The sequence below is a fragment of the Streptomyces sp. NPDC048197 genome (assembly GCF_043202395.1).
GTDB lineage: Bacteria > Actinomycetota > Actinomycetes > Streptomycetales > Streptomycetaceae > Streptomyces > Streptomyces siderophoricus.
Genome location: NZ_JBIDAJ010000026.1, coordinates 1 through 12,777, shown reverse-complemented (window position 1 = coordinate 12,777; position 12,777 = coordinate 1). Strand labels below are relative to the sequence as shown.

Genomic DNA, 12,777 nt, shown 5'->3' with positions numbered 1-12,777 from the left:
TCTTCCCGTCCCCGTTCCGCCGCGGACGGCCCGGGGGCGTCAGACCCAGCTCCCCCGCTCGGTCAGCACCGTCCGCAGCGTCTCTATCTGGTCGGTCATGATGCCATCCACCCCCAGGTCGAGCAGGGCCTTCATCCGATCCGCATCGTTGACCGTCCAGACGTGGACCTGCATGCCCAGGGCATGCGCGGCGCGCAGGAAGAGCGCGTCGACGACCGGGATGCCGGTGTGCCGTTCGGGGACCTGGACGCAGACCGCGCTGCGCCGCACCGCCGTGCCCAGCAGCCGGTCCAGCGGCAGCGCCCCGCGGCCGTACGAGCGCATCCGCAGGCCGGCCACGCCGCGGGTGCCGAGCGAGCTGGCCATCCGGCCGCCGGCCAGCCGCTGCGCCCGGGCCACCCGGCCCTCCGAGAACGAGCCCACGCACACCCGGTCCCAGGCGTGCGTACGGCGCAGCAGGTCCAGCAGCGGCTCCAGCGCGGACTCCGCCTTGAGGTCGACGTTCCAGCGCGCCTCGGGGAACTCCTCCAGCAGCTCCTCGAAGAGCGGGAGCGGCTCGCGGCCGTCGACCCGGGCCCGGCGCACGGCCCGCCAGGGGAGCTCCGCGATGGCGCCGTGGCTGTCGGTGACCCGGTCCAGGGTCGGGTCGTGGAAGGCCACCAGCTTGCCGTCCGACGTGGTGTGCACATCGGTCTCCAGATAGCGGTAGCCGAGGCCGACCGCGCGCCGGAAGGCGGCGGCGGTGTTCTCCAGGCCGTCCGCGGCCCCGCCCCGGTGGGCGAAGGGCAGCGGTGCGGGGTGGTCGAGGTAGGCGTGGCGGAGGCGTGGTGCGGTGGTCACTTCCGCAGTATCGCGCGCGCAGGTGAAGACCCGGTGCCGGCCACCACACGGGACGGTGCCGGGGGCAGCCCGGAGATCGCGAAGCGGCGGAGGAAGAACTGCGCCAGCGGGCCGATGGCCAGGGCGTAGAGCACCGTGCCGACGCCGATCGAGCCGCCGAGGAGGAAGCCGGCCACCAGCACCGTCACCTCGATGCAGGTCCGCACCAGCCGCACCGGGCGGCCGGTCCGCAGATGCAGCCCGGTCATCAGGCCGTCGCGCGGGCCGGGCCCGAACCGGGCCGCGATGTAGAGGCCGGTCGCCGCGCCGTTCAGGACGACCGCGAAGGCGAGCAGCGGGATGCGGGCGCCGAGGGAGGACAGTTCCGGAAACCAGGCCAGGGTCAGGTCCATCACGACCCCGAGGATCACCACGTTCGACACCGTGCCCAGACCGGGGCGCTGGCGCAACGGGATCCACAGCAGCAGGATCAGCGCGCCGAAGGCGACGGTGACCGTACCGATCGACAGCCCCGTATGCCGGGAGATGCCCTGGTTCAGTACGCTCCAGGGCTCCAGGCCCAGGTCGGCGCGGAGCATCAGCCCCATGCTCACGCCGTACAGCACCAGCCCCGTGTAGAGCTGGACCAGCCGGCGCGCCAGCACTCCGCGCGGCGAGCCGGACTCCCTCGTCATGGACACGAAATTTCCCCCTCATGGCAGGATTGGACCGAGGCATGACACCATGTGGCATGTCCGGGCTCGCGAAGTAGAGCCAATTGCGGGAAGGTGGACTGATCTTCATGGCCCAGTGGACTTCAGCCGTCGGCGCGCCCCAACTCGCCCGGCTGCTCCGGTCGCAGGACTCCCGCGAGGTCCAACTCGCGGGCGGCGGACGCCGGTTGCCCGCCTACCGCGGCCTCGCCGACGGCATCCGCCTCCTCGTGCTCGAAGGCCGGATACCGGTCGCCGCCCGGCTCCCCGCCGAACGCGAACTGGCCGCCGCCTTCGGCGTCAGCCGCACCACCGTCGCCGCCGCCTACGAAGCGCTGCGCGCCGAGGGGTTCCTGGAGTCCCGGCGCGGCTCCGGCAGCTGGACCGCCGTCCCCGCCGGCAACCCCCTGCCCACCCGCGGCCTGGAGCCACTGCCCCCCGAGGCCGCCGGCTCCATGATCGACCTGGGCTGCGCCGCCCTCCCGGCCCCCGAGCCCTGGCTCACCCGCGCCGTCCAGGCCGCGATGGCCGACCTCCCGCTCTACGCCCACACCCACGGCGACTACCCGGCGGGCCTGCCCGTCCTGCGCCAGGCCCTGGCCGACCGCTACACCGCCCGCGGCATCCCCACCATGCCCGAACAGATCATGGTGACCACCGGCGCGATGGGCGCGGTCGCCGCCATCTGCCGCCTCTGTACCAGCCCCGGCGAGCGGGTGGCCGTCGACTCGCCCTCCTACGCCAACATCCTCCAGCTGATGCGGGACGCCGGCGCCCGGCTCGTCCCGGTCGCCCTCGGGGAGCGGCTGACCGGCTGGGACATCCCCGTCTGGCGCCAGGTGATGCGCGACGCCGCGCCCCGCATGGCGTACGTCGTCGCCGACTACCACAACCCCACCGGCACCCTCGCCACCGAGGACCAGCGCCGCCGCCTCGTCGACGCCGCCCGCTCCGCCGGCACCCTGCTCGTGGTCGACGAGACCATGACCGAGCTCCGGCTCGACCCGGAGACCGAAGCCCCGCCGCAGGTCTGCTCGTTCGACCCGGCCGGCAGCGCGGTGATCACCGTCGGATCGGCGAGCAAGGCCTTCTGGGCCGGGATGCGGATCGGCTGGGTGCGCGCCGCCCCCGACATCATACGCAGCCTGGTCGCCGCCCGCGCCTACTCCGACCTCGGCTCACCGGTCCTCGAACAGCTCGCCATCGCCTCGCTGCTGGACGGCGAAGGCTGGGAGCAGGCCGTCGGCATCCGGCGGGACCAGGCCCGGGAGAACCGCGACGCCATCGTCGCCGCGCTCCACCGCCACCTCCCGGACTGGGAGTTCAGCGTGCCGCACGGCGGCCTCACGCTCTGGGTGCGCACCGGCGGACTGTCCGGCTCGCGGATCGCCGAGGCGGGGGAGCGGCTGGGCGTACGGGTGCCTTCCGGCCCGCGGTTCGGCGTGGACGGCGCGTTCGAGGGCTTCGTCCGGCTGCCGTTCACGGTCAGCGGAGCGGTCGCCGACGAGGCAGCGGTCCGGCTGGCCGGCGCCGCCCGACTGGTCGCCACGGGCGCGCCGGTGGACACCGAACCACGGCACTCGTTCGTTGCCTGACAGCCCGTCAACTGCCGGGCGCGGCAAGGCGCTCAACCCTCCGCGCGCAGTGCCTCCACCGAGCCGCCCCGGGCCGCCCGGGACTCGCCGCCCTTGACGATCGACACCCGGGGCGCCGGCCCCACCGGCTCGGCGGCGGCCACCGACGCGTCCCCCGACGGCTCCTCGCCGGCCGGGACCGCCCGCTCCGGCAACAGGGCCAGCACGGCCTGCCGGTGCGCCTCGCCGGTCGCCTCGTCCAGCGGATCGGGGGTCGCGGGCACCTGCAGGCGCAGCACCTCGGCGGTCCCCAGCCGCACGTAGCCGCGCCCCGGCGGCACGCTCGCCGTCGGCGTGGTGTGCGGCGGCGCCCCGAGCACCGCCCGCACCTCCTCCGCCGTGGCGGACCCGAGCACCACCCGCGCCTTGGTGTGCGCCCGCACGGCCTCGCCGAGCAGCTCGGCGTTCTCGAACTGCTCCGCCACGACCACCGTCACCTGGGCCGCCCGGCCGTGCCGCAGCGGCACCTGCAGCCACCGCTGGGGGTCCTCCCGCCCTTCCGCGGACGCGAGGTGGGTCAGTGCCGACGGCCGGTCCACCAGGATCCACAGCGGCCGCCGGACATCCTCCGGTACGGGCCGGCCGGCCTGCCGCGCACGGTTCGCGGTGACCAGCCGCCGCTCGGTCTCCTGCGCGGCCCACTCCAGCGCCGTCAGCGCCCCGGCCAGCCCGCTCTCCACGCCCAGCACGCCCCGGCGGCCGGCCAGGCAGCCGAACTCACCGGCGCCGCCGCCGTCCACGACCAGCAACTCGCCGTGCTGCAGCGCCTGCAACGCGATCGAGCGCAGCAGCGTCGTACTGCCGGCGCCCGGCGGCCCCATGGCCAGCAGATGCGGCTCCGTGGAGCGCTGGCCGGTGCGCCACACCACCGGGGGCGCGTCGCGGGGCCCCGCGTCGCCGTCGACCGGCAGCGTCCGCCGCACCGCGTCGGCGTCGGTGAACCCGAGCACCGTCTCGCCCGGCGAGGTGACGAAGCGCTGCGCGGCGATATCGGTCGGCAGCGCGGCGAGCGCGGTCACGGTCAGCTGGTTGGTCAGCTCGTCCCAGGCGAAGTGGTACTCCCGGCCACGGCCGGCCTTGGCGTACAGCACCTGCTCGATGCGGACCCGGGACTGGTCCTCACCATCGGTGAAGTACGGCGGGTACTTCAGCCGGAGCCGCGCCAGCCGCCCGTCGTCGAAGGCGTACTCGGGGAACACCGCCGTCCAGTCACCGCCGGGCGCGTACAGCGGACCCGGGTCGCCCTCGACGGCCAGATACGGCACCAGCGCCTCGTACAGCGCCCGCAGCCGCTCGGTCTCCGCCTCACTGGGGCCGGTCTCCACCGGGACGCGTTCCCGTCCCGCCCAGGCCCCCGCGATCATCGTCGCGATCAGCGCCAGAAGCGGCCCGTACGGCACCAGCGCCACGATCAGCACGCACGCGCCGATGAAGAACAACGCCGGTCCGCGCTGCTCCCTGGGCGTCTCGGCCCACCGCCCCCGGCCGGCCACCGCCAGCCGGCGCAGCCCCCGGCCGATGGTGATCAGCGGGTGGAACACGTCCGAGGCGCCGTCGGCGGCGCTGCGCGCGACATCGCGCCCGCGCAGCAGCGACACGCTCTGCGCCACACGGGCGAGCGGTACGCGGTCGGTCAGGATGCGGGGCAGAGGACGCCGGGCCACATCGTCTCCAGGTGCTCGTGCGGTGGTCGGAGGAGCTCGGTCGGGCGGCGGGCCGGGGGCGGGCGGCGCGTGGCGGCCGCCCCGCCCCCTGGCCGCTGATCGGGAGGGGCCCGAAGGGGGAGGGACCCAGGGGGCACCCCGGGGGAGGCACTCCTAAAGCTTGATCCCCCCGAGGAGGCTCGCCAGGCTCGCCCCGCCGGCCTTGATGCTCGGCGCGATGGCGGAGCTCGCGAGGTAGAACCCGAAGAGCGCGGAGACCAGCGCGTGGGACAACTTGAGGCCGTCTTTGCGGAAGAACAGGAAGACGATGACACCGAGCAGGACGACGCCGGAAATGGACAGAATCATGGGGTGTTCTCTCCTGGGTGGTGGGGACGGTCACCTTGAGTTCTTCCAGCCTCACAGGTCGCATCAAGCCATAAGAAGCCGCAAACGGGTGATTTGTCGTTGAAATTCCCTATATGGGCGCAGCTTCAGGGCGTGTCGCCCCGGCGTGTCCGGCACCGCCGCCCGGCCGGCCCCGTGCACCCCCGGCGCGTCGCGAACCGCCCCCGCCGACCCGGCACAATCGTGGGGTGCCGAAGTCCAAGAAGAAGCCGGCCGGCCCGCCGCGCCGCCCCGCCGCCGTGACCCCCGCCGCGCCCTGCCCCTGCGGCCGCGCCGCCACCTACGCCGACTGCTGCGCCCCCTTCCACCAGGGCAGCGCCGCCGCCCCGACCGCGGAGCGGCTGATGCGCTCGCGCTACAGCGCCTTCGCCGTCGGTGACACCGGCTACCTGCTGCGCACCTGGCACCCGTCCACCCGGCCGGCCGCCCTCGACCTCGAACCGGCGCAGCACTGGACCCGCCTGGAGATCCTGGGAGCCACCGGCGGCAGCACCTTCCACACCGAGGGCACGGTGGAATTCCGCGCGCACTACACCCTGCACGGCCACGCCGACAGCCAGCACGAACACAGCCGCTTCGTCCGTCAGGACGGCGCCTGGGTCTACCTCGACGCGCTCCCGGACGCCTGAGGAACCCGCGGAGTCAGTCGATGTCGCGGCCCCGCAGCTGGTCGATCTCCCGGCGGTCGCGCTTGGTGGGACGCCCGGTGCCGCGGTCGCGGAGGCCCATCAGCGGGATCTCCTCGCGGGGCGGGGGCGGCGGGCTGTTGTCGACGAAGCACTCCGCGGCGACGGCCGCGCCGACCCGCTTGCGCACCAGCCGCGAGACCACCACGATCCGCTCCCGGCCGGCGTGCCGCAGCCGCACCTCGTCGCCGCTGCGCACGGCGTGCGCCGGCTTCACCCGCTCGCCGTTGACCCGTACGTGCCCCGCCCGGCAGGCCGCCGCGGCCAGCGAACGGGTCTTGGTGAGCCGTACGGACCAGATCCAGCTGTCGATACGGGTGGTCCCCTCGTCTGAAGCCATACCGAAACTCTAGAACGGGCGGGGGAGGAGGAAAGCGCGCGGCCGGAACCCGCGGGTGAAGGGCCTAGCCGGACTTCTTGGCCGTGCCCCTTTTGGCGGCGCTTTTCTGCGCGGCGCTCTTCTTGGCCGCACTTTTGCCCGCCGTGCTCTTCGCCGCCGCATGCTTCGTCGTCGCGCTTTTCGCCGCCCCGGTCTTCGCCGCCGTGCTTTTCTTCGCCGCGCTCTTCTCCGGAGCGGACTTCGCCGCGGACTTCGTGGCCGTGGACTTCGCCGTCGTGGATTTCTTGGCGGCGGCCTTCTTCGCCGGTGCCTTTTTCGCCGGTGCCTTCTTGGCCGCGGCCTTCTCCGCCGCCCGCCGCCCCCGTATCGGCGTCACGGACGCCGACTCCGCCTCGCCCTCCGCGGCGTCCGTCCGCCCTTCCCGCGCCGCCCGCACGCTCTTCTCCAGCGCCGCGGTCAGATCGATGACCCGGGCGGACGGCCCCGGGGCGGCGGGAGCGACCGGTTCCTCGCCCTCCAGCTTGGCCGCGACCAGCTCCTCCACGGCCTCCCGGTACTCGTCGTGGAGTTCGGCCGGGTCCAGCTCACCCAGGGAGTCCATCAGGGTCTCGGCCAGCGACAGCTCGTTCTCACGGATCTGCACGGCCTCGGGGGCCACACCGGCGGCCGGCCGGATCTGGTCGGGCCACAGCAGCGCATGCATCACGATCGCCCCCTCGTACGCCCGCAGCATCGCCAGCGACTCCCGGCCGCGCATCGCCACCTTGCCGATCGCGACCTTCCGGTGGTGCTCCAGCGCCTCCCGCAGCAGGGCGTACGGTTTGGTGGCGGCCGCCCCGTTGGGGCCCAGGTAGTACGCCTTGTCCAGCTGGAGCGGGTCGATCTCGCCGGGGTCGACGAAGGACAGGATCGTCAGCGTCTTGGACGTCGGCATCGGCAGCCGCGACAGTTCGTCGTCACTGACCGGCACGATGATGTCGTCGCCCGGCGGCTGGTAGCCCTTGCCCACCTCTTCGTTCGGAACTTCCTCACCATCGAGCTCACAGATCTTGCGGTACTGGATCTGCGCCCCGTCCTTTTCGTGAATGCGGACGAAAGAGACCGACGAGGTCCGGTCCGTGGCGCTGTACGTCTTCACGGGGATGGTGACCAGTCCGAAGGAAATTGACCCATTCCAGATAGAACGCATATTTCATCCCTTGTGTGGGATTCTCATCGTATGTCGCCGATCACCATGGTGGAGGGGCGGCGCCTCTCGCTGACCAACCTGGACAAGGTCCTCTATCCGGAGACCGGCACCACCAAGGGTGAGGTGCTGCACTACTGCACCACCACCGCGGACGCGCTGCTCGCGCACCTGCGGGACCGGCCGCTGTCCTTCCTGCGCTACCCCGACGGGCCCGACGGCCAGCGCTTCTTCACCAAGAACGTGCCGCCCGGCACGCCCTCCTGGGTGAAGACCTGCGACGTCCCCCATTCGACGTCCGGACCCACCCGGCAGGTCGTGATCGACGGCCTCGCCGCCCTGGTCTGGGCCGCGAACCTGGTCGTCGAACTGCACACCCCGCAATGGACGTGCCGGGCACCCGGCATCGCCGACCGGCTGGTGTTCGACCTGGACCCCGGAGAGCCCGCCACCGTCGTGGAGTGCTGCCTGGCGGCCCGGTGGCTGCACGCCCGGCTGGCCGCCGACGGCCTGGACGCACACGCCAAGACCAGCGGCTCCAAGGGACTGCACCTCATCGTGCCCATCGAGCCGGCCCCGTCCGAACGGGTCACCGCCTACGCCCGGCACCTCGCCGTCGAGGCCGCCCGGGCCCTGCCCGACCTCGTCGTCCACAAGATGACCAGGTCGCTGCGCCCGGGCAAGGTCTTCATCGACTTCTCGCAGAACTCCGCCGCCAAGACCACCGCCGTCGCCTACACCCTCCGCGCCCGCGCCACCCCCACCGTCTCCACCCCCGTCACCTGGGACGAGGTGGCCGACTGCACCGACCCGGCCCAACTCACCTTCCTCTTCAGCGACATCGCCCCCCGCTGCGCCGCCCACGGCGATCTGCTCGCCCCGCTCCTGGACCCCGACCGTGCCCGACCGCTACCGGGAGCGGCATAGATTGTCCCCATGATCGAGGGGACATCGGACGACACCATGCAACTGCGCGTCACCGGCCCGGAGATGGCCGCCGGCAAGGCGACCACGGGGGACGAGGAACCCGCGGGCGGCCTGGCCCGCTCCTCGCTCCTGATGGCGGTGGGCACCGTGGTGTCCCGCGCCACCGGACTCTTCCGGAACGTGCTCCAGGCGGCCGCACTCGGCACCGGACTGCTCGCCACCACCTACAACACCGCCAACGTCGTCCCGATGAGCCTCTACACCCTGCTGATCGGCGGCGCGCTCAACTCCGTGCTCGTACCGCAACTGGTCCGGGCCCGGGCCGAGCACCCGGACGGCGGCCGGGCCCACGAGCAGCGGCTGGTCACCCTCGTCCTCGCCGTGCTCGCAGTCGGCACCCTGCTCTCGGTGTGGGCCGCCCCGCAGATCGTCGCGCTCTACACCCCCGACACACCCCGGACCCACACCGCCTTCGCGCTCACCGTCGTCTTCGCCCGCTTCCTGCTCCCGCAGATCTTCTTCTACGGGCTCTTCTTCATCCTCGGCCAGGTCCTCAACGCCCGCAGCAAATTCGGCGCGATGATGTGGACACCGGTCCTCAACAACGTCGTGCTGATCGCGATGTTCGGCCTCTACCTCGGGCTGCTGGCCGGCCCCGACCGGATCGAGGACATCACCCCCGGCCAGATCGATCTGCTCGGCCTCGCCACCACCGGCGGCATCGCCCTGCAGGCCCTGGCCCTGGTCCCGTTCGTGCACGCGGCCGGCTTCCGCTTCCGGCCGCGCTTCGACTGGCGGGGCAGCGGCCTCGGCAAGAGCCTCGCCGCGGCCCGCTGGAAACTGCTGTTCGTGCTCGCCAACCTGGCCGCGATGACCGTCGTCACGCACTACGCCGGCGCCGCCGACCGCCAACTCCCCACCGCGGGCGTCGGATACACCGGGTACAGCCTGGCCCAGACCATCTGGGTGCTGCCGCAGTCCATCGTGACCGTCTCCCTGGTGACCGCCCTGCTGCCCCGGATGAGCCGGGCGGTCGCCGAGCACCGCCTGGACGACCTGCGAAGCGACCTCTCCCGGGCCCTGCGCGTCAGCGGCGTGCTCATCGTCCCGGCCGCCTTCTTCTTCGTCGCGCTCGGCCCGCAGACCGCCCAACTGCTCTTCGCCCACGGCTCGGTGAACGCCGCCTCGGCCGCACCCGCCGGCCACATGCTGCAGGCGTTCGGCCTCGGCCTGATCCCGTTCTCCGCCCAGTACCTGCTGCTGCGCGGCTTCTACGCCTTCGAGGACACCCGTACGCCGTTCTGGACCGGCGCCGGCATCGCCGCCCTCAACATCGCCCTGGCCACCGCCTGCCACCTGCTGCTGCCGGCCCGCTGGGCGGTCACCGGCATGGCCGCCGCCTACACCGTCGCCTACGGGGCCGGGCTGCTGCTCACCGCGCTGCTGCTGCGCCGGCGCCTCTCCGGCCGCCTCGACGGCCGCCGGCTGTGCCGGACCTACGGCAAGCTGACCGGCGCCGCCGCCGTGGCCGGCGCGGTGGCCTGGGCCGTGGCCCGGGCGTGCTCCGGGACCCCCGTCCCGCACTTCTGGGCCCCCGTCCTGGCGCTGGTCGCCGGCGGCCTCACCATGGCCGTGCTCTTCGTGGCACTCGCCCGGCTCCTCAAGGTCACCGAACTGCGCACCCTGCCCGGCCTGCGGTGAACCACAGGCCGGTGGCTCGCCTCGCGCCGGCCGGTCACACCGCGTGCGGCCGGGCCCAGGACGACCGGCCGGCCGCCTCGATCCAGCCGATGACGGCCCGGACCGTGGCGTCGCCCAGCCCCGAAATCTCCGCGACCACGACCGCGTCGTCGGCCTCCGACGCGATGCCGGCGGCGGTCAGCGCGGCCTGAAGGTCCGGCCGCCGATGACCGGGCAGTGCCACCGGCCCCTGCAGCCGCTCCTCGGGACGCGGCGGCAGCGGCCGGTCATCGGCCCGCCAGGGCCCGCCCGGCACCCGGTCCTCAGGACGCGGCGGCGGCAGCCGCAGATCGAGCGGCAGCGCCAGGGTGTCCAGCCGGTCCTCGGCACGCGGCGGGGCGAGCGTGTATTCCGGTGCCGCGCCGTACGGCGGGGGAGTGGGACGGTCGAGCGGCATCGGGACCTCCACGGCTCGCGGGAACGGATCAGCTCTGACAACCCTCCGGAAGCCGCGAATGCCCCGCCTGGTTGCGGCGCACGCACGGATTCACCCGATGGGACCACGCGGAACCGGCCGGGCTGGTTACGGTGATCCGATGCCGCTCACCGACGCACCGGCGCCGCCGGATCCGTACTGGAACCACAACGTGCACTACCACCGGCTGGTGCTGGACGCGGTGCCGGACGGCTGTGCGCGGGCGCTGGACGTCGGCTGCGGCGACGGCCTGCTGGTACGCAAACTGGCCCGGCGGATCGGCGAGGTGACCGGCGTGGACCGCTCCGCCGCGATGCTGCGGCTGGCCCGGGAGAGCAGCACCAAAGCCCCCAACGCCACCTTCCTGGCCGCCGACTTCATGGCGGACGGTGCCCTGCCGGGCGGCTACGACCTCGTCACGGCCGTGGCCGTCATCCACCACACGGAGTTCGCCGCCGCGGCCCGTCGTCTGACCGGGCTGCTGGCGCCCGGCGGCCGCCTGGTGGTCGTCGGGCTGGCCGCCAACAAAACCCCCTGGGACTGGCTCGTCAGCGGCGCCGGCCTTCCCGCCGCCCGCTTCCAGGCCCGCCGCCACGGCGGCAAGTCCGGGCCGCCCGGCATGCCGGTCATGGACAGCGTCATGACGTGGGGCGAGGTCCGGCGCGCCGCCCGCGCCTGCCTGCCCGGCAGCCGTTACCGGCGCCATCTGCTGTGGCGCTATTCGCTGGTCTGGGACACACCGCGGGGCTGACGCCGTGAGGCGACGCCTGCGACGACGCCTTGATGCCGCGTGCCCTCGTATCTCGCATCGCCGCACATTCTGAAACGACCGATCCAAAATGCGGTACAGTCCTGTCCATCCAAGTAATGTAACGATCGGTCCAGAAAGGTGGGGTGGACGGCCAGATGACCATGCCGCGCCCTGTATACGTGCTGGCCATGGGGGTTTTCGCCATGGTGACCAGCGAGTTCGTGGTGGCCGGGCTGATGCCCCAGATGGCCGCCGGACTGGCGGTGAGCGTCCCTCAGATCGGCTATCTCATCACCGCTTTCGCGGTGGCCATGGCGGTCGGCGGGCCCTTCCTCACCATCGCCGTACTGAAACTGCGCCAGAAGACGGCGCTGATGCTGCTGTTCGCCATATTCCTGGCCGGCAACGTGCTGGCCGCCCTCGCCCCGGACTACGGGGTGATGCTGGTCGCCCGCATCGTCACCGGGGTCGCCTCACAGGCCTTCTTCGGCGTCACCGTCTCCCTGTGCGTCCAGCTGACCCGCCCGGAGTTCCGCGGCCGGGCCATCGCGGTCGCCATGAACGGGCTGATGCTCGGCACCCTGCTGGGACTGCCGCTGTCGACGGTCGTCGGGGAACGCCTCGGCTGGCGGGCGGCGTTCTGGGTGATCTCGGCCATCGCCGTACTGGCCGCGCTCGCCACCCTCGCCGGCGTGCCGCGCCTGGGCCGGGCCGAGGGCAGCGGCAGCGTACGGGAGGAACTCGCGGCCTTCCGGAAGCCCCGGCTGTGGCTGGTGCTGTCCACCAGCACCCTGATCATCGGCGCCACCTTCGCCGCGTTCAGCTACTTCCACCCGCTGCTCACCGAGGTCACCGGCTTCTCGGCGGGCACCGTGCCGCTGCTGCTCCTCGGCTACGGTGCCGCCACCGTCGTCGGCAACACCGTCGTCGGGCGACTGGCGGACCGGTACACCGTCGGCGTCCAGTTCGTCGGACTGACGCTGAACGCGCTCTTCCTCGCCGCCTTCGCCCTCCTCGCGGACCGCGCCGTACCGGCCGTGCTGCTGATGACGGGGATCGGACTGGTCGGCGTCACGATGAACCCGGCCATGGTCGTAAGGGTCCAACGCGCCGGAAACGCCGGCCCGTTGGTGAACACCGTGCACACCTCCTTCATCACCCTCGGCGTCATCGTCGGCTCCTCCGCCGGCGCCCTGGCCATCGCCTCCGCGGGCCTACGCGCCCCGTTGTGGCTCGGCGCGGCCCTGGCGCTCCTGGGCCTCGCGACACTCCTCCCGGAACGGGGCCGCCTCCCACGCACCTAGCGGTTGCGCTTTGCGGCGCCCCCGTACGTACCTGGCTTTCCCGCCGCGGGGCGTCTCGCCGTTGCGCTTTGCGGCGCCGCGTACGTAGTTGTCTGCGGCGCCGCGGGGCTTGGTCTCCGTTGCGCCTGCGGCGGGCTGGGTGGGTGTCGGGTGCGGTGACGGACCTCCGGGGCCGGTTGTGTGGACTGCTGACGCTTTACGTCCACACAAC

Annotated in this window: 13 protein-coding genes; 6 read left to right on the top strand and 7 right to left on the bottom strand. The window is 73.0% G+C overall.

Annotation, left to right across the window (positions count from 1 at the left end):
* Positions 1-39 precede the first annotated feature (39 nt).
* A complete protein-coding gene (locus tag ACGF4C_RS28160) occupies positions 40-840 on the bottom strand; it encodes a glycerophosphodiester phosphodiesterase family protein (RefSeq protein WP_393569658.1) in 801 nt (266 codons plus the stop codon).
* Positions 837-1,514, bottom strand: coding sequence for a YitT family protein (locus tag ACGF4C_RS28155; RefSeq protein WP_393569656.1), 678 nt, complete (start codon positions 1,512-1,514; stop codon positions 837-839). Before ACGF4C_RS28155 ends, ACGF4C_RS28160 begins: the two co-directional genes overlap by 4 nt.
* 107 nt (positions 1,515-1,621) lie before the next feature.
* Here ACGF4C_RS28155 and ACGF4C_RS28150 point away from each other — a divergent pair, with 107 nt between their 5' ends.
* A complete protein-coding gene (locus ACGF4C_RS28150; RefSeq protein ID WP_393569654.1) occupies positions 1,622-3,127 on the top strand; it encodes a PLP-dependent aminotransferase family protein in 1,506 nt (501 codons plus the stop codon).
* 32 nt (positions 3,128-3,159) lie between these two features.
* On the opposite strand, the gene ACGF4C_RS28145 is transcribed toward ACGF4C_RS28150, so the two are convergent.
* Together ACGF4C_RS28145 and ACGF4C_RS28140 are read right to left on the bottom strand one after the other, a co-directional pair.
* A complete protein-coding gene (locus tag ACGF4C_RS28145) occupies positions 3,160-4,830 on the bottom strand; it encodes a hypothetical protein (RefSeq protein ID WP_393569652.1) in 1,671 nt (556 codons plus the stop codon).
* Positions 4,831-4,983: 153 nt separating this feature from the next.
* A complete protein-coding gene (locus ACGF4C_RS28140) occupies positions 4,984-5,178 on the bottom strand; it encodes a hypothetical protein (protein WP_030412631.1) in 195 nt (64 codons plus the stop codon).
* 227 nt (positions 5,179-5,405) lie between these two features.
* Here ACGF4C_RS28140 and ACGF4C_RS28135 point away from each other — a divergent pair, with 227 nt between their 5' ends.
* Complete coding sequence (locus tag ACGF4C_RS28135) at positions 5,406-5,846, top strand: YchJ family protein (protein ID WP_393569649.1); 441 nt, start codon at positions 5,406-5,408, stop codon at positions 5,844-5,846.
* Between the two features lie 13 nt (positions 5,847-5,859).
* On the opposite strand, the gene ACGF4C_RS28130 is transcribed toward ACGF4C_RS28135, so the two are convergent.
* Both ACGF4C_RS28130 and ACGF4C_RS28125 read right to left on the bottom strand, forming a co-directional pair.
* The gene (locus ACGF4C_RS28130) at positions 5,860-6,243 is read right to left on the bottom strand and encodes an RNA-binding S4 domain-containing protein (RefSeq protein ID WP_393569647.1); all 384 of its coding nucleotides are present in this window, start codon (positions 6,241-6,243) and stop codon (positions 5,860-5,862) included.
* Positions 6,244-6,307: 64 nt separating this feature from the next.
* Positions 6,308-7,432 carry a Ku protein gene (locus tag ACGF4C_RS28125; RefSeq protein WP_393569645.1) on the bottom strand — a complete coding sequence of 375 codons (1,125 nt, stop codon included), beginning with the start codon at positions 7,430-7,432 and terminating at the stop codon, positions 6,308-6,310.
* A 30-nt stretch (positions 7,433-7,462) separates the two neighbouring features.
* Here ACGF4C_RS28125 and ligD point away from each other — a divergent pair, with 30 nt between their 5' ends.
* Positions 7,463-8,356, top strand: coding sequence for a non-homologous end-joining DNA ligase (gene ligD, locus ACGF4C_RS28120; RefSeq protein WP_393569643.1), 894 nt, complete (start codon positions 7,463-7,465; stop codon positions 8,354-8,356).
* A gap of 132 nt (positions 8,357-8,488) precedes the next feature.
* On the top strand, positions 8,489-10,057 hold the full coding sequence (gene murJ, locus ACGF4C_RS28115) for a murein biosynthesis integral membrane protein MurJ (RefSeq protein WP_393569788.1): 1,569 nt from the start codon (positions 8,489-8,491) through the stop codon (positions 10,055-10,057).
* Positions 10,058-10,091: 34 nt separating this feature from the next.
* On the opposite strand, the gene ACGF4C_RS28110 is transcribed toward murJ, so the two are convergent.
* Positions 10,092-10,493, bottom strand: a complete 402-nt coding sequence (locus tag ACGF4C_RS28110) for a hypothetical protein (RefSeq protein ID WP_393569641.1) — start codon at positions 10,491-10,493, stop codon at positions 10,092-10,094.
* Positions 10,494-10,632: 139 nt separating this feature from the next.
* Here ACGF4C_RS28110 and ACGF4C_RS28105 point away from each other — a divergent pair, with 139 nt between their 5' ends.
* Together ACGF4C_RS28105 and ACGF4C_RS28100 are read left to right on the top strand one after the other, a co-directional pair.
* A complete protein-coding gene (locus ACGF4C_RS28105) occupies positions 10,633-11,262 on the top strand; it encodes a class I SAM-dependent methyltransferase (protein WP_393569639.1) in 630 nt (209 codons plus the stop codon).
* Between the two features lie 161 nt (positions 11,263-11,423).
* Positions 11,424-12,566 carry an MFS transporter gene (locus ACGF4C_RS28100; protein WP_393569786.1) on the top strand — a complete coding sequence of 381 codons (1,143 nt, stop codon included), beginning with the start codon at positions 11,424-11,426 and terminating at the stop codon, positions 12,564-12,566.
* The last annotated feature ends 211 nt before the right edge of the window (positions 12,567-12,777 follow it).

What these genes read in the sequence shown, in the direction of transcription:
- ACGF4C_RS28155 (WP_393569656.1), bottom strand. Translation starts at nt 1,514, where the DNA reads ATGACGAGGGAGTCCGGCTCGCCGCGCGGAGTGCTGGCGCGCCGGCTG.
- ACGF4C_RS28150 (WP_393569654.1), top strand. Translation starts at nt 1,622, where the DNA reads ATGGCCCAGTGGACTTCAGCCGTCGGCGCGCCCCAACTCGCCCGGCTG.
- ACGF4C_RS28140 (WP_030412631.1), bottom strand. Translation starts at nt 5,178, where the DNA reads ATGATTCTGTCCATTTCCGGCGTCGTCCTGCTCGGTGTCATCGTCTTC.
- ACGF4C_RS28130 (WP_393569647.1), bottom strand. Translation starts at nt 6,243, where the DNA reads ATGGCTTCAGACGAGGGGACCACCCGTATCGACAGCTGGATCTGGTCC.
- ACGF4C_RS28125 (WP_393569645.1), bottom strand. Translation starts at nt 7,432, where the DNA reads ATGCGTTCTATCTGGAATGGGTCAATTTCCTTCGGACTGGTCACCATC.
- ligD (WP_393569643.1), top strand. Translation starts at nt 7,463, where the DNA reads ATGTCGCCGATCACCATGGTGGAGGGGCGGCGCCTCTCGCTGACCAAC.
- murJ (WP_393569788.1), top strand. Translation starts at nt 8,489, where the DNA reads ATGGCGGTGGGCACCGTGGTGTCCCGCGCCACCGGACTCTTCCGGAAC.
- ACGF4C_RS28110 (WP_393569641.1), bottom strand. Translation starts at nt 10,493, where the DNA reads ATGCCGCTCGACCGTCCCACTCCCCCGCCGTACGGCGCGGCACCGGAA.
- ACGF4C_RS28105 (WP_393569639.1), top strand. Translation starts at nt 10,633, where the DNA reads ATGCCGCTCACCGACGCACCGGCGCCGCCGGATCCGTACTGGAACCAC.
- ACGF4C_RS28100 (WP_393569786.1), top strand. Translation starts at nt 11,424, where the DNA reads ATGCCGCGCCCTGTATACGTGCTGGCCATGGGGGTTTTCGCCATGGTG.